The sequence below is a fragment of the Klebsiella sp. ME-303 genome, assembly GCF_007910085.1.
GTDB classification, from domain to species: domain Bacteria; phylum Pseudomonadota; class Gammaproteobacteria; order Enterobacterales; family Enterobacteriaceae; genus Klebsiella; species Klebsiella michiganensis.
The window spans coordinates 1-24,066 of record NZ_VOJB01000078.1 but is presented as its reverse complement, the minus strand read 5'-3'; the positions used below and the strand labels follow the sequence as shown (position 1 = coordinate 24,066).

Below are 24,066 nucleotides of genomic sequence, written 5' to 3'. Positions count from 1 at the left end.
ATGGAATTCCATCATAAATTCGTTATTCGTCCTCCTCTGCGCCTGCTTATAGTGTCTCTCCCCGGCAAAATAAAATCAGGAGCCGTTATGTTCCCGTCACAGTTACCAAAACCGCGCCATCCCGCCGCCTCGGCGATCCCCTCGCTGCGTTGGGCCATTATTGGCCCCGGCTGGATTGCCGAGCGCTTTGTGAAATCGTTAAAAGAGCTCAGCCGCCAGCGGGTGGTTGCCGTCTCCTCGCGCACGCAGCAAAAAGCCGACGATTTCGCCGCCCGCTGGGGGATCCCGCAGGCTTATGCTCAGGTGGATGAGATGCTGGCGCGAGCGGATATTGATGCGGTTTACGTTGCCACGCCGCATAACCACCACTTTCCCGACGGGCTGCGGGTGCTGCAGGCGGGCAAACATGTGCTGATTGAAAAGCCGTTTGCGCTGAACCGGCGGGAAGGCGCGGCGCTGAAAGCGGAGGCCATGAAGCAGGGGACCCTGGCGATGGAGGCGATGTGGTGCGACTACGCGCCGAAGTATGACGTGATTCGCCAGCTGCTGGAGGACGGCGTGCTGGGCGATCTGCACACGCTGCTCGCCGATCACGGCGAGTTTTTTACCCCGGATCATCGCATTTTTAATGCCGATCTCGCCGGCGGGCCGATGATGGATCTCGGCAGCTATCTGACCTCATTCTGCGTGATGGTCGGCGGCGTGCCGCAGGACATTATCGCCCGCGGGCGTCCCGCCCAAAGAGGCGTCAACGGGCAGATTTCGATGCTGTTTAACTGGGAAAACGGCTTACAGGGATTGCTCAATACCACCCTGTTCAGCAACACGCCGGGCGGCGCGGTGGTGGCCGGGCGCGATGCGACCCTTACCCTCGACGGGCAGTTCTACGCGCCGGGGAATTTTACCCTCGCCGCCAGCCAGGGCGGGCAGGTGCTGCGCTGGGAGGAGCCGCGCAACCGCTACGACCAGCTGTTTTATCAGGCCGAACATTTTGCCTGGTGCGTGGGGCAAGGGCTTACGGACTCGCCGATCCGCCCGCTGGCCAGGGTGCTGGAAAACCTGAGCGTGATGGACGAAGTGCGGCGGCAGATTGGCGTGATATTTAACGAGGAGCGTTAACGGCGCGCCGTTGCCCCGTATGCCGACCGCATACGGGGCTTTTTTACGCCAGCGGTTCGACGCTGACAAACTGCCCTTGCCGCAGGGAAAGCACGGCGGCTTCGGCGATAGCCTGCGCCCGCAGCCCGTCCAGCAGCCCCGGCAGGTCCGGCACCGCTTCTCCGCCTAGCGAGCGGACAAAAGCATCCAGATGCGCGTAGTACGACCCCTCGACGCGACTGAACCAGTCCGGATAGAGGCCGGGCTGAATGCAGCGCGCTCCCTGCCACAGCGTGACGCCGCGCGATGCCTGGCTGCCGGACTCTATCACTCCCTGCGGGCCAAGCAGGCTAATGCGCTCATCGTAGCCGTGGCCGGTGCGCCGGGTGTTGTCCAGCTGCGCCAGCGCGCCGCCGCGCATCCGCAGCATGACAATGGAGGTATCGACATCGTCGAATTCGGCAATTTCCGCCAGCGCCAGCGCAGCCCCCAGCGCGGCGACGGTCGTCACTTCATCACCGGTAAGAAAGCGCAGCAGGTCAAAGAAGTGAATCGCCTGGTCGCGCATCTGGCCGCCTGAGCTGCGCAGATATTCCAGCGGCGGCATAACCGATGCCCGACACACCATCTGAACCAGTTCGATTTTGCCAATCGCGCCCGCCTCGATCTCCCGGCGCAGCTGCTGGTGGCTGGCGTCGAAGCGGCGGTTAAAGCCAACGGTCACCGGTACCCCGAGCGGCAGCACTTTCTCGACGACCTGGCGGGCGCGGGCCAGCGAAAGATCGATCGGTTTTTCGCAGTAGACCGCTTTTCCCGCGCGCGCGGCGGCTTCCAGCAGCGCCGCGTGTGAAGGCGTCGAGCTGGCGATCAGTACCGCGTCAATGGCGTCGCTATTGATGGCTTCGGCAACGGTTACCGCCCGCGCGCCGTAGCGGGAAGCCAGCGCTTTCGCCCGCTCGGGATCGGCGTCGGCCACCATGGCCAGAAGGGTTCGCTCATGGCGAGCTAGGCTGGCGGCGTGAACCTGGCCAATAAAACCGCTGCCCAACAATGCAAAACGAATGCAGGTCATTTTTTTCTCCAGAAAGAGGGATTTAGCGTTGCCAAAGTAATCCGTTTGCTACACTGACCGACACGGGCGTTTTGATGGATTTCCATCATGGGGGAGACGAGACGATGAAAAGCATTTCGCTGGAGGCGCTGGCTAAACGGATTGGCGTGGGCGTCGCGACCGTTGACCGGGTGCTTAACGAACGCGGCGGCGTGTCGCCGGAAACCACGCGCAGGGTGCTGCAGGCCGCGCGGGAGGCCGGGCTGAAGCGCATTCTGCCGGAAGAGCGCCGTCTCCCGTGGCAAATAGAAGTGTTTCTCAGCGATAACGATTCGCGCTTTTTCTCCCGTCTGACGCAGGATTTCGCCGACGTGGCGGATAGCCTTGGCTATCGCCGGCTGACGCTGCACCGCACGCTGGTGGCGGAGTCCGCGCCGGAAAAGCTGGCGAAAAGCCTTATCCGCAGCAGCAAAAAGCGCCATGCGATAATTGTCTTTGGCAACGAACATCCGCGGGTCTATGACGCCTTGCGCCAGTGTCGCGAGGCGAACGTGCCGGTGATTACGCTGGTCACCGATCTCCCCGGCGCGCAGAGGCTTTGCCACGTCGGGATCGATCAGCAGCAGGCCGGCCGCACCGCGGGCATGATGATGGGGTTAATGGCGCACCGGTCTGGAGAAGTGCTGATGCTCAGCGGGCGCCAGGACTTCAGCGCTCATCGCTTGCGGATTCAGGGATTTCGCGAGGTGATTAGCCAGCGCTTTCCGCATCTGCTGCTGGGCGAGGTTTTGGCGGGGGAGGACAACCGACAGCGAATCGACCGCCTGCTGGAAGAGGCCCTGCGCCGCAACCGCGACGTGGTGGGCATCTACAATACCGGGCTGGGCAACACGCAGGTGGCGCAGGCGCTGGCTCGCCATCGCCGCTACGGCGAGTGCTGCTGGATGACCCATGAACGCTACAGCACCACCCGTGAACAGCTGGCCCAGGGGGGAATGGCGCTGACGATCGATCAAAACCCGCGCCAGCATGCCCGTCTGGCGGTGGAGCTGGCCCTGCGCCATCTGGAAACCGGCTATCAGCCGCATCTGTTCAGCGACGGCAAGGTCGAATTTATCCTTTACAGCGCTGAAAACGTCGACTGAGCGCCCGCGGCCCGCGGGGCGACATCCCCTTTTACACCCTATCTCCTGTCTCGTTTTAAACCGCTGCCGCTATCGGCGCGCCGCGCGGCAAACCGTCGCCTGCCTCTCATTTTTTGCGCATTTATGCGTCAATGTTAGATGTGTGTCAAAGTTCTGTTAACACGCAGTTTTAAAATTTTCATTTCAGTTATTTACTTATAAAAGTTTCATATGTGTTGTTAATGAAATAAACGGTCTGGAATTTTTCTTCCTCTATAAATGGACTAATGTTTCAAAAAACCATTTTAAAACAACTGAATTTTGTGATTTCGATCAACAACAAAAAATGCACCAGCGCGCGGGCTGTTTTTTCAAAAAGCTGGAAAAGCAGGCGCTTAACGCACAATTAATGAAACTATTTTTTCATTTTACCTTACCTAACCGATGTACCTGAAAATAAAGGATCAACGATGAATATTAAGAAAACGGTTGTTGCCTCTTTGATAGCCTGCATGCTGCCAGCGGTCGTGATGGCGAAAGATATTTCGGTCGGTGTTTCCATGGCGCTATTCGATGACAACTTCCTGACGATTCTGCGCACCGCAATGCAAAAAGAGATGCAAAAAGATGGCGTTAAGGCGCAGGTGGAAGATGCCAAAGGCGACGTCTCCCAGCAGCTACAGCAGGTACAGAACTTTATTGGCCAGGGCGTCGACGCGATTATCGTCAACCCGGTCGACACCAACGCGGTCAAACCGATTATGGACCAGGCGACCAAAGCGGGCATTCCGCTGATCTTTGTTAACCGCCGCCCGCAGGCGCAGCTGACCGACAAAATGGCCTACGTTGGCTCCGACTCGGTGCTGGCGGGGCGCTTACAGATGGAAGCGTTAGCCAAAGCGATGAACGGCAAAGGGAACGTCGCCATTCTGCTCGGCGACCTGGCGAATGAATCGACCCGTGACCGCACCAAAGGCGTCGAAGAGGTGGTGGCGAAGTACCCGGATATCAAAATCGTGCAGAAGCAGACCGCGAAATTTACCCGCAACGATGCCGTTGACGTGGTCAGCAACTGGATGACCAGCGGCGAAGACATTCAGGCCATCGCCTCCAACAACGATGAAATGGCCATCGGCGCGCTGCAGGCACTGGGTAAAAACCCGAACCATATCCTGATAGCCGGGGTGGACGGGACGCCCGATGCCCTGCAAATGCTCAAAAACGGCAAGATGATCGCCACGATTTTCCAGGATGCCAAAGGGCAGGGCGAAGGCGCGGTGGATGCCGCCATTAAGCTGGCCAACGGCGAGAAAGTGGAAAAGATCATCGACGTCCCTTACCAGCTGATCACCAAAGACAACATGGCTGAGTTCGTTAATCGCAACCAGAAATAGTCGCTCAGGGTACGGAGGTGAAGTATGAACGCTTTTGCACTTGAAGCCGAAGGGATCAGCAAATTCTTCCCCGGCGTGAAGGCGCTCGACAACGTCTCATTACGCGTGCGCCCGGGGACGGTGCACGCGCTGATGGGCGAAAACGGCGCCGGAAAATCCACGCTGATGAAATGCCTGATCGGGATCTACCGTCCCGATAAGGGCGCGATCCGCGTTAAAGGGGAGCCGGTCCAGTTTCAGGATACGATGGACGCGCTGCGCGCCGGGATCTCGATGATCCACCAGGAGCTGAATCTGGTGCCGCATATGACGGTGGCGGAAAATATCTGGCTCGGCCGCGAGCCGATGAAATACGGTTTTGTCGATCATCGCCAGCTTGCCCGCCAGACGCAGGATCTGCTGGATAAACTCAATATCCGGCTATCCGCCGACCGGCTGGTGGGGGAGTTAAGTATCGCCTCCCAGCAGATGGTGGAAATTGCCAAAGCGGTTTCGTGGAACGCGGATATTGTGATTATGGATGAGCCGACCTCGGCGTTAACCGAAAGCGAAGTGGCGCATCTGTTTACCATTATTCGCGATTTACGCCAGCAGGGAAAAGCCATTATTTATATCAGCCATAAAATGGATGAGATTTTCGCGATTACCGATGAGATCAGCGTATTTCGCGATGGCACCTGGGTCGGCAGTAAACATACCACCGAGTTTACCCGTCAGTCGCTGATCACCCAGATGGTCGGCCGGGAGCTCACCCAGCTCTTTCCCAAGTTCAATAACGCCATTGGCGAAGAGGTGCTGACCGTCCGCAATCTGTCGCGCAAGGGGGTCTTTCACGATATCAACTTTAGCGTACGCCGCGGCGAAATCCTCGGCGTGGCGGGGCTGGTGGGGGCCGGGCGTAGCGAAGTGATGGAGAGCCTGTTCGGCATGGATAAAGCCGATAGCGGCGAAGTGCTGATTGAGGGAGTACCGGTCACGATTGACTCGCCTTCGACGGCGATTGAAAAAGGGATGGCGCTGCTGACGGAAGACCGCAAAAAGTCCGGACTGTTTCTCGTGCTGTCGGTGCTGGAGAATATGAGCATCGTCAAAATGCCGGAATATATCGGTAAAACCGGCTTTGTTCAGCACCTCAAAATGGCCGAAGACTGCATGGAGCAGATCCGCCGCCTGAATATTAAAACCCCCACCATGGATCAGATTATTAATAACCTCAGCGGCGGTAATCAGCAGAAGGTACTGATTGCCCGCTGGCTGCTGGCCCAGCCGAAAATACTGATTCTCGATGAGCCGACGCGCGGAATCGACGTCGGGGCGAAAGCGGAAATTTACCATCTGATCAGCGAGCTGGCCAACCGCGGCGTGGCGGTGATTATGGTCTCTTCAGAATTGCCGGAGATTCTCGGGATGAGCGATCGGGTGATGGTCATGCATGAAGGGCGTATTACCGGCATCCTCAATAAAGAGGACGCCGACCAGGAAACCATTTTGTCGTTGGCATCCCATTGAGGCACAGAGAATGAGCAATATGAAAATAACGGCGACCCCGATCACTGAGAAACCCTCTTTCTTTGGGCAATTACGCCACCGGCTGCCGAAAGATACCGGGATATTTATCGTCATGCTGGTGATTGCCCTGACGTTTGAAATTGCCGGCTGGTACGTCCGCGACCAGTCCTTTTTATTAAACACCAATCGCCTGATATTAATTGTTTTGCAGGTAGCGATTATCGGTATTATCGCCGTCGGGGTCACCCAGGTCATTATTACCACCGGCATTGACCTCTCCTCCGGCTCGGTGATCGCTCTCGCCGCCGTGGTGGCGGCAAGCCTCGCGCAAACCTCCGATAGCCTGTCGCCGATGTTCCCGTCGCTGGTCAATATGCCGGCGATTATCCCGATTGGCGCCGGCATCGGCGTCGGTCTTCTGTGCGGCTTAACCAACGGCTTTCTGGTGACCCGCACCGGCATCCCGCCGTTTATCGCGACGCTTGGAATGATGGTGTCGGCGCGCGGTCTGGCGCAGTACTACACTCAGGGCAACCCAATCAGCTTCTTATCCGACAGCTTTACCGCCATCGGCCAGGGGGCGATGCCGGTGATTATTTTCTTCGTCGTCGCCGCGGTCTTCCATATCGCCCTGAAGCATACCCGCTACGGTAAATACGTTTACGCTATCGGCGGTAACATGACGTCGGCCAAGGTCTCCGGTATCAACGTGAATAAATACCTGGTGATCGTCTATGCCATCGCCGGGGCGCTCTCCGGCCTGGCGGGCGTGGTGCTGGCGGCGCGCGTCAGCAGCGGGCAGTCGAGCATGGGCATGTCCTACGAACTGGATGCTATCGCCGCGGCGGTTATCGGCGGCAGCAGCCTGATGGGCGGGGTGGGGCGCATCACCGGGACCTTAATCGGCGCGATGATCCTCGGCCTGATTAAAAGCGGGTTTACCTTTGTCGGCGTCGACGCCTACGTGCAGGATATTATCAAAGGCATCATTATCGTCGCGGCGGTGACTATAGATATGCGCCGCAACCGCAAAAAGCATTGATTTTTTATGGCCTGCAGCCGCTATCGCCGTAGGCCATAAATTATTTTAAATAAGAATTTACTTAATCCAGTTCACACTTTTGTTCGGTCGCCATTGTCATTACGCAGGGGCGCTTAGATAATCCGCCGAAATAACCCATTTTTATGATGGCGTGCTACTGCGAAAGCAGGCAAGACCAAAATAGAAATGCTCTCCCGCCAAGGGGAGCGTCTCTGTTTTGGTCTTTTTTTTTGCCCCAACACCAGGGAACACTATGAACTATAACGAAACAGCAGACAAAATCCTCCACGCGGTGGGCGGTGCGGAGAACATCCGTATGCTCACCCATTGCGCGACCCGGCTGCGCATGGAGTTCAACGACCGCGCAAAGGTTAACGATGCGCAGATTGGCGCCCTTCCCGGCGTGATCAGCGTAGTGGAGAAGGGCGGCCAGTTCCAGATAGTTATCGGCAATGAGGTGCAGCAGGTTTACCGACGGCTCAATAAGGCGCTGCCGGAGAAAAAAGGCCCGGCAGGCGGCGATAAAAACGCGAAGCCGGCCGGCATCGTCGCCCGGATTATCAGCGTTATTTCGACCACCTTTACCCCGGTGATCCCGGCGATTACCGGCGCGGGGATGATTAAAGCGCTGCTGGCCATTCTCAAGCTCACGGGGGTGATTAGCGAAACCAGCTCGACGTATCAGCTGCTGAATATTATTGCCGACGCCGCCTTCTTCTTCCTGCCGGTGCTGCTGGCCTACGGCGCATCGCTGAAGTTTGAATGCAACCCGATTCTGGCGATGACCCTCGCGGGCGTGCTGCTGCATCCGGGCATCGGCCAGATGCTGGCGGCCGGTAAAGCGGTGGATTTTGTCGGCATCAACGTCCTGCTTTCCGATTACGCCGGTTCGGTGCTGCCGATTATTCTGACCGTGTGGCTGATGTCGTGGGTGGAGCGCTTCGCCGAAAAAGTGTCGCCATCGATTATCAAGTTTTTCGTTAAGCCGATGCTGATTCTGCTGATTACCGCGCCGCTGGCGCTGGTGGTGGTCGGCCCGGCGGGCATTTTGCTTAACGATCTGGTCGCCGCCGGGGCGGGCGCTATCGACCGCCACGCCAGCTGGTTAATCCCGATGCTGATGGGCACCCTGCAGCCCTTCCTGATCATTACCGGCACCGCCTGGGCGATGACGCCGATCGCCACCGGTCAGCTGAGTAAAAGCGGTTACGAGATGATTAACGGCCCGGGGATGCTGGCCTCAAACGTGGCAATGGGAGCGGCGACGCTGTGCGTGGCGCTGAAAACCAAAAATAGCAACCTGCGCCAGCTGGCCTCTTCGTCGGGCTTTACCGCGCTGCTGGGGATCACCGAACCGGCGCTGTACGGGGTGCTGCTCAAGTTCCGCCGGGTGCTGATTGCCGCGATGATCGGCGGCGGCTGCGCCGGGGTCTACGCCGGGGTGAGCGGGCTGGTGCGCTACGCGTTTGTCTCGCCAGGCCTCGCGGCGCTGCCGGCGTTTATCGGCGAAAACCCGATGAACATCGTCCATGCGCTGGTGACCTGCGCGATTTCCATCGTGGTGACCTTTACCCTGACCTGGTTTATCGCTTTTAAAGACGTTCCTGAGGAACAAGACGCGGTGAGCGAGACGCCGCAGCCTGCGGTCAGCCCGACAAGCGAGGGGGGGACCGAAGTCTTCAGCCCGCTGCGCGGCCAGGTGGTGGCGCTCAGCGACGTGAACGACGACGTCTTTTCCGGCGGCCTGCTGGGCGAGGGGCTGGCGATTCGTCCCGAAGAAGGGGTACTGCGCGCGCCGTTTAGCGGCACGGTAATGATGTTTCTGCCCTCCTGCCACGCCGTTGGCCTGCAGAGCGACAGCGGTGTTGAGCTGCTGATCCATATCGGTATTGATACCGTTAATCTTAACGGCCAGCACTTTAGCTCATCGCTGAAGGTGGGGGATAGGGTGGAGGCGGGGCAGGTTCTGATCCGCTTTGATATTCCCGCCATCAAACAGGCCGGATACGACCTGATTACCCCGGTGATTGTGGTCAACGGCGATGGGCAGCACGCTCTGCGCCTCACCGCCGCCGCGCAGGTGGATTACGGCGAACCCCTGATGGTGCAATCCGTTAAGGAGGCGCAGCCATGATTTATCAACAGCAGGCCCGGTTCCCGGACGGTTTTCTGTGGGGCGCGTCCACCTCAGCCTATCAGGTTGAGGGGGCGTGGAATGAAGACGGTAAAGGACCGTCGGTAGTCGACATGCTTAGCCATCCGCCGGGAACGGCGGACTTCCGCATCGCCAGCGACCACTATCATCACGTGGAGGAGGACGTCGCGCTGATGGCGCAGATGGGGCTGAAGGCCTACCGTTTTTCGGTGGCCTGGTCGCGGGTGATACCTGACGGCGATGGCCCGGTGAATCCGGATGGGCTGGCCTTTTATCACCGCCTGATCGACGCCCTGACGCGCCACGGGATCACCCCCATCGTGACGCTCTACCACTTCGACCTGCCGTGGGCGCTGGAGCTAAAAGGCGGCTGGCTGAACCGCAAAACCGGGGAGGCATTCGTGCGCTATGCCAGGCTGCTGTTCAGCGAATTTGCCGCCAAAGTTCCGCTCTGGCTGACCATCAACGAACAGAACACCATGATTCTGCATCCCGGCGCGATTGGCGTGCCCGCCGATCGTGAACTGCCGGATAAGAAGGCGCTGTACCAGCAGAATCATCATATGATGCTGGCCCAGGCGCAGATCTTCGCCCTGTGCCACCGTGAGTTCCCCGGGCTGCGCATCGGCCCGGCGATAAACACCACGTCGATGTACGCCGAAAGCTGTAAGCCGGAGGACGCCATCGCCGCGCATAACTGGGAGACGCTGCGCTGCTGGAGCTTTTTGGATGTTGCGGTGCATGGGCGCTACAACGCCCTGGCGTGGGCCTATATGCAGGATCGCGGCCTTGCGCCGGAGGTGCAGCCGGAAGATGCGCTGATTTTGCAGCAGGGGAGGCCGGACTTTATCGCCATTAACTACTACTCGACCGCCACCATTGCCGCCAGCCGGGGCGACGGCGGCGACGTTGCGCCCCGCGCGGGCGATCAGCAAATTATGCTGGGCGAAGAGGGGGTTTATCGTCCGGCGGAAAATCCGTGGGTTGGCAAAACCCCTTACGGCTGGGTTGTTGACCCGGTGGGGCTGCGCCTGACGCTGCGTAAAGTGTGCGAGCGCTACGGTCTGCCGATTCTGATTAGCGAAAACGGGATGGGCGCGCCGGACAAGCTGGAGCATGACGGGACGGTAAATGACGACTATCGCATCGCCTTCCTCGACGCGCATATCGCACAGATGCGGCTGGCGATTGCCGACGGCGTCGAGCTGATGGGCTACTGCCCGTGGGCGGCGATTGACGTGGTCAGCACTCACCAGGGATACGCCAAGCGCTACGGTTTTATTTATGTCGATCGCGGCGAGGATGACCTGAAGCGCCTGCAAAGGATCCGCAAACGCAGCTTCTGGTGGTATAAGGATGTCATCGCGCAGAACGGCAACCACGACGAGTCGCAGAGATGATTGTTCAGAAGGTGCTCAATAATAGCCTCGTGCTCTCTATGGACGACGATAACAGGGAGGTTATCGTCATGGGGAAAGGCATTGGTTTCAATAGCAGACCCGGGGACGAGATCGCCCCGGAGAAGATAGAGAAGCTGTTCGTGACCCAGACGCTCGGCGCGCGCAGCGGCTATCTTGAGGCGCTCTCCGCCATTCCGGATGAGGTCATCGAAATGGCGGCGATGATTATTTCCCGCGCCAATCTGCAGCTCGCCGGCAAGGTTCGCGAGCAGATTTTCTTTACCCTCGCCGACCACCTGACCTTTGCCATCGAGCGCAGCCGTAAAGGGATCGCCATTCAAAATCGCCTGCTGCCGGAAGTCAGGCGTTTTTATCCGCAGCAGTTCCGCGTCGCCAGCGAGGCGGTGACGATTATTCGCCAGCAGTACGGGATCGAACTGCCGGAGGAGGAAGCCGGGAATATCGCCTTTCATCTGGTAAACGGCCAGAGCGAGGGCGACGACGTGGCGCAGACCATGCAGTCGGTGAAAATGCTGAAGGATATTTTTAATCTCGTGCAGTACCACTTTAAGCAGCAGATAGACACCGAATCGATAAACTACTCGCGCTTTTTGGTCCATATGCAGTTTTTCCTCCAGCGTTTACAGGAGGGGGAGCTGGACGGCGCGCGGGACAGTTTTCTGCTGGTGCAGGTGATTAAGGCGTATCCGGACGCATACCGCTGCGCGCTGCTAATCCGCGATTACGTCAAAGCCCAGCTCGATATCACCCTCGGCGGCAACGAGCTGCTGTGGCTCACCGTTCATCTGGTGCGGATCGCGGGACTGGATGCGTGATTGTGTTCTTTTAATGGGGCGTAATAGCTATTTCTGTTTTTTTTATGGGACATGAGCTCTTTGGAATGACTGAGTTGGCTCATTTGTAGTGTTCTATAAACAGGTTATAATCGCTAACTACGTTCTATTAATAAGACAAGAGAAGCATTATGGCAAAGCCGTCAACCCGAACCTACTCTCGTTACAGTCGCGATGCAGCACGGTTGCTGGGAATGATGATCCGCACCGCACGCATAGAATCCAGACTCACTATCGAGGAGCTGGCAGAACGTGCTGGCGTGTCGCGTGGGCTGGTTTATCGTGCTGAGGAAGGCGATATGGGATGTGCGATTGGCGCGGTATTTGAACTGGCGACAATAGTGGGCGTGCCGCTGTTTACGCCAGATCGTTCTGCTCTGGCGTTACATATTGCTAATGCAGAGAAAACGCTGTCATTAATGCCGCGTGCGGTTCATCACTCAAGGAAGGTGATAAATGATGACTTCTGAGAATAGCCTTGAGCAAGTGTATGTCTGGATCTGGCTGCCTGGAGCAACAGAACCCGTTGTCGCCGGAGTGTTAAGCAGAGACAACGGTCGGTTTATTTTCAACTACGGCCGCAGTTATCTGGAGCGGAAAGAGGCGATAGCGGTTTATGTGCCGGAGCTTCCTTTAGTCAGAGGCGCAATTGTACCTGCCCCTGGTTTGCAAATGGCTGGCGCGTTACGCGATGGAGCTCCTGATGCCTGGGGGCGGCGAGTTATTCTGAACCGACTGATGGGCGCACAAGGCAGAGAGACCGATCCCAACACCCTGGATGAAATGACCTACTTACTTGAGTCCGGTTCCGATCGGATTGGTGGTCTTGATTTTCAGCGCTCTGCGACGGAGTACGTTCCACGCGCGGCCCGAGGAGCATCGCTTGAAGAGCTTATGCAGGCAGCGTCGATGGTGGAAAACGGTATACCGTTAACCGTCGATCTTGAACAGGCGTTATTTCACGGCACTTCACTCGGTGGAGCACGACCAAAAGCGATGATCGAATTTGGGAATCGTAAATTTATCGCTAAATTTTCTTCTTCAACAGATACCTATAATGTTGTTAAAGGCGAATATATCGCCATGCGCCTGGCAGGCTGCGTTGGATTGAATGTTGCGCCTGTTCTCTTTCGCCATACTGCTGGTAAAGATGTTTTGCTTATCGAGCGTTTTGATCGCGTCCAAAGCAAGACCGGTTGGCAACGCCGCCTGATGGTGTCAGCGCTGACTATCTTTGGTCTTGATGAAATGATGGCAAGATATGCGAGCTATGAAGATTTGGCGGACATTATACGTCAGCGTTTTAGTGCCCCTAAAGAGACGCTGCGGGAGCTGTTTGGGCGGCTTGTTTTTAACATTATTTGTGGTAATACCGACGATCATGCCAGAAACCATGCGGCATTTTGGGATGGTAAAAGGCTTAGCCTGACGCCTGCATATGACATTTGTCCTCAAGGGAGAGCCGGCAATGAAGCCACGCAGGCTATGCTGATCGTAGGCGAAAATCGGATGAGTAACCTTGCGGTTTGCCTGTCGGCTGCCGACCGTTTTTTACTGAGCAGACGTGAAGCCATTGAGCTTATTGCCCATTATCTCGATACGGTCCATATGAACTGGAAAGCCCTCGGCGATGAGGTGGGGTTAAGTGAAGTGGACAGAAAACTCTTCTGGGGAAGGATGTTTTTAAATCCTTTCATATTTGAAGGCGCGCCAGAAGAGATTTTGAGACTACGTAAGTCGTGGCTTTAATGCGTCCGGTGCCACTGCATTTTCAACGCGGCAAGACAAATAGTCCGTTAACGCGTTTCGATAACCTTTTAAACCTCCGTAGTATCACCGATGCCGAAACTGCAGCGTCGCCGGCAGGTAGCGCTGTAGCGGTTCAGGCGTGTTGCCCTCGATCAACTGACTGATTAAATCGTAGCAGTGCCAGGCCAGCTGGCGGTTGTCCTGCTGTACGGTATCAATACGCAGCGACAGCGAATCGTAGAGATAGTGATCGTCAAAACTTGCCAGGTGGATGTCTGAATCCAGCAAATGGTGCTGGCTCATATAGCGCAGCACCCCTTCCAGCAGACCACAGGCGGCGGTAAACAGCGCCTTTGGCGGCCGGCCCAGGCGCGCGCAGAGGGCGGCGAACATCTCATAGCCGGAGCTGGGGTGATAGTTGCCGTTGATCACCCACTCCGGGCGCAGCGCAATGCCCGCCTGAGTCAGACCCTGCGTAAACCCGGCCAGGCGATCGCGGGAGGGCGACAGACGCGGCTGGCCGCCTAAAAACCAGAACTCATCGTGATGCTGAGGCGCGATGCGGGAAATCAGCTCCGCCGTCGGGGTAATCGAATCGGTCATCACCAGCGGCAGCGCGCTTTCAGTAGGACAGCGGTCAAACAGCACCACCGGCAGCTGTTCGCTGAGCTTCAGGTAGTCGGCATCGCTGTGCATACAGGAGGCGACGATCAGACCGTCGACCTGGCGGGCAATCATGTTATTGACCACCATGCTCTCCTGACCGGGGTTTTCATCGGTACAGGAGATCAGCAGCTGGACGCCCGCTTCGCGGCACAGCATCTCCAGCTCATGGGAAAAGACCGCAAAGCCGTAGTTGGTGATCTCCGGCACCACCAGGCCGATGGTGTGGCTGCGGTTATCGCGCAGCGAGCGGGCGTGAATGCTCGGCTGATAGTGCTGCTCGCGGGCAATCGCCAGCACGCGCTCGCGCGTTTCCTGCGCCACGCGCAGCTCCTTGCCACGACCGTTCAGCACCAGGCTGGCGGTCGCTTTGGAAACGCCCGCCAGTTCGGCGATATCTTTAATGGTTACGCGTTTGGTTTTCATTACGACGCCATGAGCCTGAAAGCAAAACGCTTATTCTATCATGCATGTTCGCAGCGGCCAGTAGCAGAATGCATCCGGCGCGCTGCCGGAGAAAATCAGCTGCGCCGGATAATCGGGGAAGCAGCGGCTGCTCATCACCCCCTCGCCGTCGTTGATGAAAATCTCCACGCTCGACCGATCGATGAAAATCCGCAGCGAGCGCACCTCGCCGCGCCAGTAGCGATAGTGCATTTCGTCGCTGGCGAGGCTGCGTCGCGCCAGACGGATACCGCTGGCGTCGCGCTCCAGGGTTAACGCGCCGCCGAAATCAAGGCTTAGCGCGTCGTCGCCGGCGGTTTGCAGGGCGATTTCCATCGGCGCCAGCGGCAGTGCGTTCCCCTGCCAGCCGTGTGCCTCCCCGCGCAGGGCGGTCAGCTCGCGCAGCGGACGCTGGTAGAGCCGGCCGTCGATAAATTCCAGCTCGCGCAGGCAGGTCATCTGGTGGATCCAGCCGCTGGCAAGCGTCGGCTGAAGCATCTCTTCACCGTCCGGGACGCCCATCCAGCCGACCAGCAGGCGGCGGCCATCGCTGGTGTGCATGGTTTGCGGGGCATAAAACTCAAACCCGGCGTCCAGTTCGTGCAGCTCGCCGTGTTTGAACGCGGCGCGGTCGTAGTCGACATCGCCGCTCATCCATACCGCCGGATAGGTATTGAGGAAGCGCTCGTCTTCGCGGGCAATCCCCTGCGGGCAGCAGATCAGAATATGCTGGTCGCCGAGCGGAAACAGATCCGGACACTCCCACATATAGCCAGCGTCGTCGAGGCCATTGAGGCCGTAGCCGGCGATTTCGCCCTTGCTGCGCCACTGATGAAGGTCCGGGGAGCTGAACAGCAGCACCTTACCGCGCTTTTGCCGATCCTGCGCTCCCAGTACCATGTACCAGCGGTCTTTATGCCGCCAGACCTTCGGGTCGCGCACGTGGCCGGTATAGCCCTCCGGCAGCGGCAGGACCGGACCGATTTTGCGGAAGGTACCGTCGGCGTTTTCCGTCGCCAGGCACTGCCACGCGGTTCGGCCGCCGTCGTCAAACTTCACGTTGCCGGTATAGCACAGGGTGAGCGTACCGTTGTTATCCACCGCGCTGCCGGAGTAGCAGCCGTTGCGGTCGTACTCTTCATCCGGCATTAGCGCAATAGGCTCATGCCGCCAGCGCAGCAGATCCTCTGAACTCCAGTGCGCCCAGCACTTGAACTTATGATCGCAGGCAAGCGGGTTCCACTGGTAGAACAGATGATAGCGCCCGGCAAACTCGACAAAGCCGTTGGGGTCGTTCATCAGCCCGGTCACCGGCGCATGGTGCCAGCGCGGATAATGGCTATCGGCCAGCGCGCGCGGCTGGCCCTGCATAACGGCCTGCAAAATCGCAGGCAGACGTGATGGTAGTGACATTATTCAGCGTCCGTTTTGTATTTCAGCAGCAGAGAGACGACGAAAGCGACGCCAAAGGCGATGACCATGCCGATAATGTAGTTCAGCAGCGAGCTGGCCTGCACGATGGCCATGCCGGGAATCGCCGTCAGGCCGACTGCGGTCATATAGACGTGCACTGACACGACCCACGCGCCGCCCGCCGCGCCGCCGATCAGCGCCGCGATAAACGGCTTCATGAAGCGTAAGTTGATACCAAAAATCGCCGCCTCGGTGATGCCCAGCATAGCGGAAAACGCCGAGGGCAGCGCAATGGCTTTGATTTTGACGTCTTTGGTTTTAAACCATACCGCCAGGCAGGCGCCGCCCTGGGCGACGTTGGCCATGGACCAGATCGGCAGCAGGAAGTTGACCCCGATGGACGGGTTGCCCAGCAGTCCGGCTTCGATGGCGTGGAAGCTGTGGTGAATACCGGTAATGACGATAACCGAATAGAGACCGCCAAACAGCAGCCCGGCCAGCCAGCCGGCGTGGCTAATCAGGGTGCTGAGGACAAACGAAATGCCGTCGCCGAGCGCGCGACCAGCCGGGCCGATAATCAGCAGGGCGATAAAACCGGAAATAATCACCGTCAGGAACGGCGTCAGGATCAGGTCCAGGGCATCGGGGATCGTGCGGCGCAGCTGCTTCTCAACGATGCTCATAAACCACACCGCCAGCAGAACCGGGAACACCGTCCCCTGATAGCCGATCATGGCGATTTCGAGGCCGAAGAAGTTCATGGTATGGAAACCGGCGGCCACGCCCCAGGCGTTAGTCAGCGCCGGGTGGGTCAGAATGCCGCCGAGCGTCGCGCCGAGATAGGGGTTACCGCCGAATTCGCGGGCAGCGGTAAAGCCAATCAGGATCGGCAGAATGATAAACGCCGCCGAACTGCACATATCCAGCATGATGTAGAGGGCGTTGCTCGGATCAACCCAGCCGTAGGTTTTGACCATCCCCAGCAGGCCCATCAGCAGGCCGGAGGCGACGATAGCCGGGATAATCGGTACGAAGATGTTCGACAGCAGGCGCGCGATGCGCTGGAAAGGATTAAGCTTTTTCGCCGCGATGTCGGCGGCCTCCGATTTGCTGGATTCGCTAATACCTGCCGCCTGAATAAAGGCGGCATAGACTTTATTCACCACCCCGGTGCCGAAAATAATCTGCATCTGCCCGGCATTGCGGAAACAGCCCTTAACCCCTTCAATTTTGCCGATAGCCTGCTGGTCGGCCAGCGCGTCATCGACCAGCACCAGGCGCAGGCGCGTGGCGCAGTGCGCGGCGCTGGCGATATTTTCCTTGCCTCCCAGAAGCGGAAGCAGCGAGCGGGAAATCTGTTCAAAATCCATAGTACCCTCTGAATGCGTAAAAAAATTCGTGTTGTCGTCCCGCGCTAACGGGGGCGCAGTCTCTGCGTCGTTATTGTGTCCGGGGCGATGAAAGGCGCGTCGTCGCCCCGGAGGGGCCTGTCGTCAGGCATTCACCGTCAGAACCAGGTTTCCATCTGCATACCGAACGACCATTCGCCGCCCGAGGTAAAACCATTGCTGCCCAGCGCGTCATCGCTGGCGTAATTATTCAGTTTTTTGCTCCAGTCCATCCACGAGGTGTAAAGGCGGATTTCAGGGCGGCTGAAGAAATCACCGATGCTGCCGACCTTAAATGTCGGGGCGAAGGTGAGCTTGTAGAAGCTACCGTTTACCGCATGACGATCGTTATAACCTTCGGGTTTGAGATCCATATACTGGTAGCTGCCTTCGTAAGCGAGAGCGAAGTTCTGGTTGATCTCCTGGATCAGGCGCATGTTGAGCGTGGCCCACTGATAGCTGTCGCCATCGGCATAACGGCCTTTACTGCTTTGCGCCAGGATCGCCGGGGCGATAGACCAGTTTTCGCTGAGCGGGGTGGTGCCATAGCTGGCGAAGCGCCAGGTGTTGGCTCCCGACCGTAGCGCGCCGTCAGAGCCGATACCTTTAACTTCCGCGCCCAGGCCGTGACCGTAGAGCAGGGCGGTTTTGCTGGTGCCTTCACGCAGACCGTAAAAACTGTCGTTGTGCAGGCCGAGCAGCGTATGTACCCCGGTATTTGCCGCATCGCCTTTGACCGGGTTACCGTTGGTATCCTGACGGTCGTCGTTGTCTTTTGCCCGCATCCCGCTGACCATCACCTGCACCGGACCGATGAAGTTGTTTATGCTGAGGATATAGTTCTGCACGCTGTTGCTCGAGTCAGCAATATCGCCGAAATTGCGCCCGTAAAGCGAGAGGTTGCTGCGGATGCTGTCGTTCCACCTGACGTCGTAAATACCGCCGCCGGTACCGGCGAGGAACACAACGTCAGAGTCAATCCAGTGAATATCAAAGTTGTCGCGGTCGAAGCGTTTCCCGGCCCACAGGGTGGAGCCTTTAAACGCCCCTGTGAAGGTGGGCAAGTTGCCCAGTTCGACAAAGGCCTGACGAACGTTCAAATCGCTGCTGCTTGCCGTCCAGTCGTTATAAGTGGTTTGTCCGTCGGCGACCATCACTTTGAAACGGGTCGTCGCGCCATTATCCAGGGTCTGCTTGTGTTCAAGGTTCATTTCAACATAGGTATCCGCCTGGTTTCCCAGACGACCGATAGCCCCGCCGGTTTCCCCCGCTGGCGTCATGTAGGCGCCGGATTTGGTGCTGGCGGCGGAATCATTCATTATCACGCCGGAGCGGGCGTAGCCGTGAAACTCAAAGCCGCTTTTCTCATCGGCCTTCTTCTCGAGTTTGGCGGTACGTTGAACCACTTCCTGCGTCGTGTCCTGATTTTTCTGCTGCTGCGCGGTGAGCTGCTGGACCTGTTTCTCTGCCGACTCGGCGCGGTTTTCCGCAGTCTGTGCCCGGTTTTCCGCCTCCTGCAGGCGTTTTTCCAGGGCGATCAAACGGGCTTCGATCGTGCTGAGATCCGTTTGCGCGTGGGCTGAGGCGGCGCCGGTTAGCAAAGCGATAAGGACGGCGAGTGTGCTTTTTTTATACATGCTGGTTGCATCCCGAAAGGAAAATGTAAAATGTTGTTTTTTGCTAAACCGGTTTAGGCGCTATGTTAAACACGACCCTTAACATTTTGAAATGGATTTTGCTAAACCGGTTTAATAAATGTGATGGATGCAACAAAGTGGGCCGCGCGCGGCGGCCTGAAGGATCAAAACTGGCGATTAAGATCGCGCTGGTATGGCAGGGCGGTCATGGCGCCTTTCGCCGTTGTCGCCAGGGCGCCGCAGGTTTGCGCCAGCGTGAGCGTCGGTTCCAGCGCAGCGATATCCGTCGGCATCCCGTTGGCAGCAAGGCTTGCGAGCAGTCCGGCGACAAATGCGTCACCCGCGCCGGTGGTGTCCACGCTGACAACGGGCTTGGCGCTGAAATGGGTAAACTGCTGCTGAAAGGCGGCAAGTACGCCGGCTTTGCCCTGGGTCACCAGCAGCAGTTCAGGCTGATAGCGTTCGGTCACGCTGGCGATTCCGTAGGCTAAATCATCACTGCCGCTGATGAATACCAGCTCCTCTTCCGACAGCTTCACCACGTTGGCCAAGCGCAGGGCGCGATCGAGGCAGGCGTGCAGCAGCTCCTGATCCTGCCAGAGGTCCGGGCGGATATTGGGGTCAAAGCTGACCCGGCCGCCGGCATGTTTGATGCTTTCCATCGCCGAGAAGGTGGTGCTGCGGCTGGGCTCGGCGCTGAGCGCGATGGAGCAGACGTGCAGCCACTGGTTGGCGGTAAACTGCGGCAGGTCTTCTTCCGCCAGGAACAGGTCCGCGCTGGGGCGCACCATAAAGGTAAAGGTACGTTCCCCCTGATCGTCCAGGTCGACCACCACGGTTGAGGTACGGTGCTGGCCGTCGAGGCGCATATGGCTGACGTCGACCTGCTCTTGTTGCAGGGTATGGCGCATAAAGCGGCCAAACGGATCGTCGCCGACGCGGCCGATAAATCCGCTGTCGCCGCCAAGGCGGGCGATACCGACCGCCACGTTAGCCGGGGCGCCGCCGGGGCAGCGCAGCAGGCGGCCTTCGCTCTCCGGCAGCAGGTCCACTACTGCGTCTCCCAGAACCCAAACTTTTGCATTCATGTTGAAAATTCTCCATAGCTAAACTTAATTAAACCGGTTTAGCACATTAAAGCATAGCGACAGAATGAGGGGAACGTCACGGGCGGAAAAGTGCCAATCAGGGCATAAAAACGTGAGCTGGTTAGCAAAAGAGTGATGATTCGGCCTGGCGGGAGGGGCTTCCGGTGGCGGCGGGCGAGATGGCGGCATAACGCGGTAGGCCGGAGAGGCGCAGCGCGCCGCCTCCGGCAAAGCCCCGGAGAGAGGGGACTTCAGGGCTTGATGTGAAACGCCGCAGCCGCTTAAGCCCCCGCCGCCAGACCGTCGATAATCACCTGCATCACCCCCTGAGAACAGGGCTCGATGCGCCCGCGCACGCCGTAAACCGCCGCCAGAGCCTGCGGGGTAATCACCTCGGCCGGCGCGCCGTCCCCCAGCAGTTGTCCCTCTTTCAACATCAGCACGTGATCTGCGTGGCGCAGGGCGATATTGATGTCGTGAACCACCACCAGCGTGATGATGTTGCGCCTCTGCGTCTCCTCACGCACCAGATCCATCACGTGGAACTGATAGTTTAAATCCAGCGCGCTAAGGGGCTCATCCAGCAGCAGCAGGACTGGCTGACGGATAAGCGATTGCGCCAGGCCGACGAGCTGCTTCTGCCCGCCGGATAGCCGGTCGAGGTAGCTCAGCGCCAGATGTTCAATGCCTAGCTGGCGCAGCAGCGACATCACCTGCGCCTGATTTTCCGGGCTGTGCGCTCCTCCGGCGGCGCGTTGAGCGACAATAATCGACTCCAGCACCCGCAAGTGCACGCCGGCGGGCAGCGTCTGCGGCAGGTAGACCACTTTTTCCGCACGCCGGGCAAAGGGGAGGGCAAGCAGATTCTCACCGTCCAGCGACAGCTCGCCCGCGGACGGCCCCAGCCCGGCCATCGCCCGCATCAGGGTGGATTTTCCGCTGCCGTTGGGGCCGAGCAGCGCGGTGATTTTACCGCGCTGCAGCCGCGGTACCGTCAGGTCACGGATCACCTGACGTCTGGGATAACCGGCGCTGAAATGGGTCAGCGCCAGTCCGGATACAACATGGCTCATACGTGTCCCCGATGGCGCAAAATGATGCTCAGGAAAAAAGGCACCCCCACCAGCGAGGTGACGATACCCACCGGAATCACTGCGCCGGGAATCAGGTTTTTTGCCGCAACCGAAGCCAGCGACAGGACGAGGGCGCCGATTAACGCGCTGGCCGGCAGGTAAAAGCGGTGATCTTCGCCGAAAACCAGCCTGGCGATATGCGGCGCCACCAGGCCGATAAAACCGATTGGGCCAACGAACGCCACCGAAATCGCCGACAGAACGCTGATGCGCAGCAGGGTGGTCAGGCGCAGGCGGCGCACGTTGATGCCGAAGCTGACGGCCCGGTCCTCGCCGAGGCGCAGCGCGGTCAGCTTCCACGCGCTGCGCATTGATAGCGGCATGACGACCGCCAGTATCGCAAGCAGGATCCCCACCTTTTGCCATGAGGCGCGGTCAATGCTGCCCATCGTCCAGAACACCAGTCCCTGGAGGGTATCTTCGTTGGCGACAAACTGCAGCATCGATACCAGCGCATTGAAGGTGAACACCAGCGCGATCCCGAACAGAATGACGCCGGAGGTGGCGACCTGGGTCCAGCGCGTAATGCCGTCCAGCAGCAGCGCCGCCAGCAGGGCGAAGATAAAAGCGTTGGCCGAGACAAACCACTGGCCGGGAACCCCGGGAATTCCTATCCCCAGCACGATAGCCAGCGCCGCGCCGAATGCCGCCGCCGAGGAGACGCCGAGCGTAAACGGGCTCGCCAGCGGATTGTTAAGGATGGTCTGCATTTCCGCCCCGGCGAGGCCGAGAGCCAGGCCGACGACGATCGCCATCAGCGCATAGGGCATGCGGATATCCCAGACGATCGCCCGCGTCCCGGCGCTGGCGCTGGCCGGGTCGGTAAGGGTTTGCCAAAGCGCCTGCAGCGACAGGCCGGATGGCCCCATCACGAAGTCGAGCAGCAGCGAGGCGACAATCAACAGCGTCAGCAGCAGCAGCATGATGGCGCGGCGGCGCACAATGTGACGGTAGTTTGCCATTACGTCACGGCTATCGACGCCGAACGCGACGATATCGGATTCAGGAGAGAGACTCATGGCTAATTACTCACCTTGTTGCCAGGAAAAAACAAACGGCAGATCGGGCAGGGTGGTGAAATGACGGACAATGTAGTGCCAGCTATCGTCAGGGTTGAGGTCGCTGAAGGTCTGGGGATAGATATCCTTCGCCAGATACGCCATACCGACGATATTCCACGGATGGTTGTAGAAGTGGTGGTAAATGCCGTAAGCGCGTTTTGCTTCAATCGTCGGGATGTTGCTCACGCCGGTGCGCGATAGCAGCCGCTCCGCCTGGCGATTGACCTCCTGAGGATCGGCCTGTAAACCGAGCGGCAGCACCTGGCTATTCCCGCGTTTTGAACCGGTCATAATATAGGCATCCGGCTTCATGCTAATCACTTTTTCCAGCGACACAAAGCCGGAAGCGCCCGGCAGCAGCTGCGAGCCGATATTGTTCGCGCCGACGGCTTCGACCAGACCGCCCCAGCCGTTGTGGCCGTGGGTAAAGCAGCAGGCATCGCTATTACCCGCCAGCGCCTCGACAAAAACGTTAGCCTTCGGCGTGATGTTCGCGGTTTTCTGGCGGATGGCGTCCAGCTGCTGACGGTAATAGTCGGTATAGGCTTTGGCGTTTTCTTCACGGTTAAGGACTTTCCCCAGCAGATCGATACTCGGGGCGGTGTCTTTGCCGGGGTTGATTTCATAATCGACGAACAGCACGGGAATATTCAGCGCGCTGAGCTTGCTGATGACACCGCTCTCCTCCAGCGCGGGCTTCGCGCGAAGCTGGGCGATCATCAGGTCCGGCTGGCGGGAAATGACGCTCTCAAGGTCAACGTTGCCCTTATCGCTAAAGCCCATATCGAGGATCTGAGCGGATTGCGGCCACTTCTCTTGCAGCATTTTCCAGGTATTGATGTCCTGTTTTCTGGCCAGGTTATTCCATGCCACGACGCGCCTGAAGGGGTTGTCGCGGTCGAGCAGAGCCATGGCCATAATATCGCGACCATCCTGCAGGATAATGCGCTGTGGCTCATGCTGGAGCGTAATCGCGCGGCCGTCGAGATCGGTGACGGTGAGCGGATATTGCGCGGCAAAGCTACAGAGAGGAGTGGAAATCAGGGCAGTAAGGATGAACGAACCTACTGATTTTCTTGCCATAATATGCGTTCCGTTTGCTAATTTATAAATATAATGATTCTGAGAATTATTCTCGTGTAAACATAAACGGCAAGTATATCAACGGCAAATGACTTAAAATGTAACAAATTTGTTGGAATTTATTCGCGCAATCAGAAGCGGGACGCGGCAGACCAAAAGTCGATAGAAAAGTCCGAAATCAGTTTTAAGAACAATCCCTAAAGCCAGACGGTAAAATCTTGTGCCATGCTAAATGCGACTCATAACATTAAGTTCGTTAGCGAGAGAGGACATTATGAAAAAAGCAATGATTGCGTTATCTGCGATTCTGGTAGCAGCTCCTGTTTTTGCTGCAACAACGACACACGCAACCGACGATACCGTCGCGGCGGCCCATGAAGGGGCGAACACCGCGAAAGAAAAACTGCACGAGGCCCAGCACCAGGGTGAAGAGCAGCAGCTGAAAGCCAAACACGCGGCAGAAGGCAAAAGCGACAGCGTAGGCAGCGAAGTCAGCGAAGGCGCGCAGAAAACCTGGAATAAGACCAAAGAAGGGACTGAGAAGGGCTGGAACGCGACTAAAGAAGGCACCGAAAAAGGCTGGAATAAGACCAAAGAGGTCAGCAAAGAAGGCTGGGATAAAACCAAGCAGGGTGCCGAAGAGCTAAAAACCAAAGTCACTGAGTAATCTCTGGCTATTTTCTAAAAAAGGTCGCGAAAGCGGCCTTTTTTGTTATTTGGTGCGCTTTGTTCAGCGTCGGGATAATATTTTTAAAACGTTATCATGCTCTCGCCCTGGAT

At 58.1% G+C, this 24,066-nt stretch carries 20 protein-coding genes; 11 read left to right on the top strand and 9 right to left on the bottom strand.

Features of this window, described 5'->3' with window-relative positions:
• The first annotated feature begins 87 nt into the window (after positions 1-87).
• On the top strand, positions 88-1,119 hold the full coding sequence (locus FQK12_RS14540; protein WP_014228248.1) for a Gfo/Idh/MocA family protein: 1,032 nt from the start codon (positions 88-90) through the stop codon (positions 1,117-1,119).
• 43 nt (positions 1,120-1,162) lie between these two features.
• Here FQK12_RS14540 and FQK12_RS14535 read toward each other — a convergent pair whose 3' ends face one another.
• A complete protein-coding gene (locus tag FQK12_RS14535; RefSeq protein ID WP_014228249.1) occupies positions 1,163-2,170 on the bottom strand; it encodes a Gfo/Idh/MocA family oxidoreductase in 1,008 nt (335 codons plus the stop codon).
• 104 nt (positions 2,171-2,274) lie between these two features.
• Between FQK12_RS14535 and FQK12_RS14530 the strand changes: the two genes are divergently transcribed.
• From FQK12_RS14530 to FQK12_RS14490, 9 genes are all read left to right on the top strand, one after another.
• Complete coding sequence (locus FQK12_RS14530; RefSeq protein ID WP_014228250.1) at positions 2,275-3,294, top strand: LacI family DNA-binding transcriptional regulator; 1,020 nt, start codon at positions 2,275-2,277, stop codon at positions 3,292-3,294.
• Between the two features lie 449 nt (positions 3,295-3,743).
• Positions 3,744-4,667, top strand: a complete 924-nt coding sequence (locus FQK12_RS14525) for a sugar ABC transporter substrate-binding protein (protein WP_004848507.1) — start codon at positions 3,744-3,746, stop codon at positions 4,665-4,667.
• 24 nt (positions 4,668-4,691) lie between these two features.
• Positions 4,692-6,176, top strand: a complete 1,485-nt coding sequence (locus FQK12_RS14520) for a sugar ABC transporter ATP-binding protein (RefSeq protein ID WP_004848509.1) — start codon at positions 4,692-4,694, stop codon at positions 6,174-6,176.
• Between the two features lie 19 nt (positions 6,177-6,195).
• A complete protein-coding gene (locus FQK12_RS14515; RefSeq protein WP_170873311.1) occupies positions 6,196-7,218 on the top strand; it encodes an ABC transporter permease in 1,023 nt (340 codons plus the stop codon).
• A 253-nt stretch (positions 7,219-7,471) separates the two neighbouring features.
• On the top strand, positions 7,472-9,352 hold the full coding sequence (locus FQK12_RS14510; protein WP_014228252.1) for a beta-glucoside-specific PTS transporter subunit IIABC: 1,881 nt from the start codon (positions 7,472-7,474) through the stop codon (positions 9,350-9,352).
• Complete coding sequence (locus tag FQK12_RS14505) at positions 9,349-10,773, top strand: glycoside hydrolase family 1 protein (protein WP_014228253.1); 1,425 nt, start codon at positions 9,349-9,351, stop codon at positions 10,771-10,773. Before FQK12_RS14510 ends, FQK12_RS14505 begins: the two co-directional genes overlap by 4 nt.
• Positions 10,770-11,609, top strand: coding sequence for a BglG family transcription antiterminator LicT (gene licT, locus FQK12_RS14500; RefSeq protein ID WP_014228254.1), 840 nt, complete (start codon positions 10,770-10,772; stop codon positions 11,607-11,609). Before FQK12_RS14505 ends, licT begins: the two co-directional genes overlap by 4 nt.
• Before the next feature lie 149 nt (positions 11,610-11,758).
• The gene (locus FQK12_RS14495) at positions 11,759-12,097 is read left to right on the top strand and encodes a helix-turn-helix domain-containing protein (protein WP_032694593.1); all 339 of its coding nucleotides are present in this window, start codon (positions 11,759-11,761) and stop codon (positions 12,095-12,097) included.
• Entirely contained in the window at positions 12,087-13,376 is a 1,290-nt protein-coding gene (locus tag FQK12_RS14490; protein ID WP_038423481.1) for a type II toxin-antitoxin system HipA family toxin, read from the top strand. Before FQK12_RS14495 ends, FQK12_RS14490 begins: the two co-directional genes overlap by 11 nt.
• An 84-nt stretch (positions 13,377-13,460) precedes the next feature.
• On the opposite strand, the gene FQK12_RS14485 is transcribed toward FQK12_RS14490, so the two are convergent.
• The 8 genes from FQK12_RS14485 to FQK12_RS14450 all read right to left on the bottom strand — a co-directional run bounded on the left by FQK12_RS14485 (position 13,461) and on the right by FQK12_RS14450 (position 23,286).
• Positions 13,461-14,465 (bottom strand): LacI family DNA-binding transcriptional regulator, encoded by a 1,005-nt coding sequence (locus tag FQK12_RS14485; RefSeq protein WP_014228257.1) that lies wholly within the window; start codon positions 14,463-14,465, stop codon positions 13,461-13,463.
• A gap of 30 nt (positions 14,466-14,495) precedes the next feature.
• Positions 14,496-15,896 carry a sucrose-6-phosphate hydrolase gene (locus FQK12_RS14480; protein WP_014228258.1) on the bottom strand — a complete coding sequence of 467 codons (1,401 nt, stop codon included), beginning with the start codon at positions 15,894-15,896 and terminating at the stop codon, positions 14,496-14,498.
• Positions 15,896-17,266 carry a sucrose-specific PTS transporter subunit IIBC gene (locus FQK12_RS14475; RefSeq protein ID WP_014228259.1) on the bottom strand — a complete coding sequence of 457 codons (1,371 nt, stop codon included), beginning with the start codon at positions 17,264-17,266 and terminating at the stop codon, positions 15,896-15,898. Before FQK12_RS14475 ends, FQK12_RS14480 begins: the two co-directional genes overlap by 1 nt.
• A 137-nt stretch (positions 17,267-17,403) precedes the next feature.
• On the bottom strand, positions 17,404-18,921 hold the full coding sequence (locus FQK12_RS14470) for a carbohydrate porin (protein ID WP_014228260.1): 1,518 nt from the start codon (positions 18,919-18,921) through the stop codon (positions 17,404-17,406).
• Positions 18,922-19,085: 164 nt separating this feature from the next.
• Positions 19,086-20,009, bottom strand: a complete 924-nt coding sequence (locus FQK12_RS14465) for an aminoimidazole riboside kinase (protein ID WP_014228261.1) — start codon at positions 20,007-20,009, stop codon at positions 19,086-19,088.
• A 281-nt stretch (positions 20,010-20,290) separates the two neighbouring features.
• Complete coding sequence (locus FQK12_RS14460; protein WP_014228262.1) at positions 20,291-21,082, bottom strand: ABC transporter ATP-binding protein; 792 nt, start codon at positions 21,080-21,082, stop codon at positions 20,291-20,293.
• Entirely contained in the window at positions 21,079-22,161 is a 1,083-nt protein-coding gene (locus FQK12_RS14455) for a FecCD family ABC transporter permease (protein WP_014228263.1), read from the bottom strand. Before FQK12_RS14455 ends, FQK12_RS14460 begins: the two co-directional genes overlap by 4 nt.
• Before the next feature lie 6 nt (positions 22,162-22,167).
• Positions 22,168-23,286: an ABC transporter substrate-binding protein gene (locus tag FQK12_RS14450; RefSeq protein WP_009654147.1), complete on the bottom strand. Its 1,119-nt coding sequence runs from the start codon at positions 23,284-23,286 to the stop codon at positions 22,168-22,170.
• Positions 23,287-23,560: 274 nt separating this feature from the next.
• Here FQK12_RS14450 and FQK12_RS14440 point away from each other — a divergent pair, with 274 nt between their 5' ends.
• Positions 23,561-23,953: a hypothetical protein gene (locus FQK12_RS14440; RefSeq protein ID WP_004130158.1), complete on the top strand. Its 393-nt coding sequence runs from the start codon at positions 23,561-23,563 to the stop codon at positions 23,951-23,953.
• Positions 23,954-24,066 lie beyond the last annotated feature (113 nt).

Excerpts from the sequence above, each read along its gene's own strand:
- FQK12_RS14540 (WP_014228248.1), top strand. The coding sequence starts at position 88 with ATGTTCCCGTCACAGTTACCAAAACCGCGCCATCCCGCCGCCTCGGCG.
- FQK12_RS14535 (WP_014228249.1), bottom strand. The coding sequence starts at position 2,170 with ATGACCTGCATTCGTTTTGCATTGTTGGGCAGCGGTTTTATTGGCCAG.
- FQK12_RS14530 (WP_014228250.1), top strand. The coding sequence starts at position 2,275 with ATGAAAAGCATTTCGCTGGAGGCGCTGGCTAAACGGATTGGCGTGGGC.
- FQK12_RS14525 (WP_004848507.1), top strand. The coding sequence starts at position 3,744 with ATGAATATTAAGAAAACGGTTGTTGCCTCTTTGATAGCCTGCATGCTG.
- FQK12_RS14520 (WP_004848509.1), top strand. The coding sequence starts at position 4,692 with ATGAACGCTTTTGCACTTGAAGCCGAAGGGATCAGCAAATTCTTCCCC.
- FQK12_RS14515 (WP_170873311.1), top strand. The coding sequence starts at position 6,196 with ATGAAAATAACGGCGACCCCGATCACTGAGAAACCCTCTTTCTTTGGG.
- FQK12_RS14510 (WP_014228252.1), top strand. The coding sequence starts at position 7,472 with ATGAACTATAACGAAACAGCAGACAAAATCCTCCACGCGGTGGGCGGT.
- FQK12_RS14505 (WP_014228253.1), top strand. The coding sequence starts at position 9,349 with ATGATTTATCAACAGCAGGCCCGGTTCCCGGACGGTTTTCTGTGGGGC.
- licT (WP_014228254.1), top strand. The coding sequence starts at position 10,770 with ATGATTGTTCAGAAGGTGCTCAATAATAGCCTCGTGCTCTCTATGGAC.
- FQK12_RS14495 (WP_032694593.1), top strand. The coding sequence starts at position 11,759 with ATGGCAAAGCCGTCAACCCGAACCTACTCTCGTTACAGTCGCGATGCA.
- FQK12_RS14490 (WP_038423481.1), top strand. The coding sequence starts at position 12,087 with ATGACTTCTGAGAATAGCCTTGAGCAAGTGTATGTCTGGATCTGGCTG.
- FQK12_RS14485 (WP_014228257.1), bottom strand. The coding sequence starts at position 14,465 with ATGAAAACCAAACGCGTAACCATTAAAGATATCGCCGAACTGGCGGGC.
- FQK12_RS14480 (WP_014228258.1), bottom strand. The coding sequence starts at position 15,896 with ATGTCACTACCATCACGTCTGCCTGCGATTTTGCAGGCCGTTATGCAG.
- FQK12_RS14475 (WP_014228259.1), bottom strand. The coding sequence starts at position 17,266 with ATGGATTTTGAACAGATTTCCCGCTCGCTGCTTCCGCTTCTGGGAGGC.
- FQK12_RS14470 (WP_014228260.1), bottom strand. The coding sequence starts at position 18,921 with ATGTATAAAAAAAGCACACTCGCCGTCCTTATCGCTTTGCTAACCGGC.
- FQK12_RS14465 (WP_014228261.1), bottom strand. The coding sequence starts at position 20,009 with ATGAATGCAAAAGTTTGGGTTCTGGGAGACGCAGTAGTGGACCTGCTG.
- FQK12_RS14460 (WP_014228262.1), bottom strand. The coding sequence starts at position 21,082 with ATGAGCCATGTTGTATCCGGACTGGCGCTGACCCATTTCAGCGCCGGT.
- FQK12_RS14455 (WP_014228263.1), bottom strand. The coding sequence starts at position 22,161 with ATGAGTCTCTCTCCTGAATCCGATATCGTCGCGTTCGGCGTCGATAGC.
- FQK12_RS14450 (WP_009654147.1), bottom strand. The coding sequence starts at position 23,286 with ATGGCAAGAAAATCAGTAGGTTCGTTCATCCTTACTGCCCTGATTTCC.
- FQK12_RS14440 (WP_004130158.1), top strand. The coding sequence starts at position 23,561 with ATGAAAAAAGCAATGATTGCGTTATCTGCGATTCTGGTAGCAGCTCCT.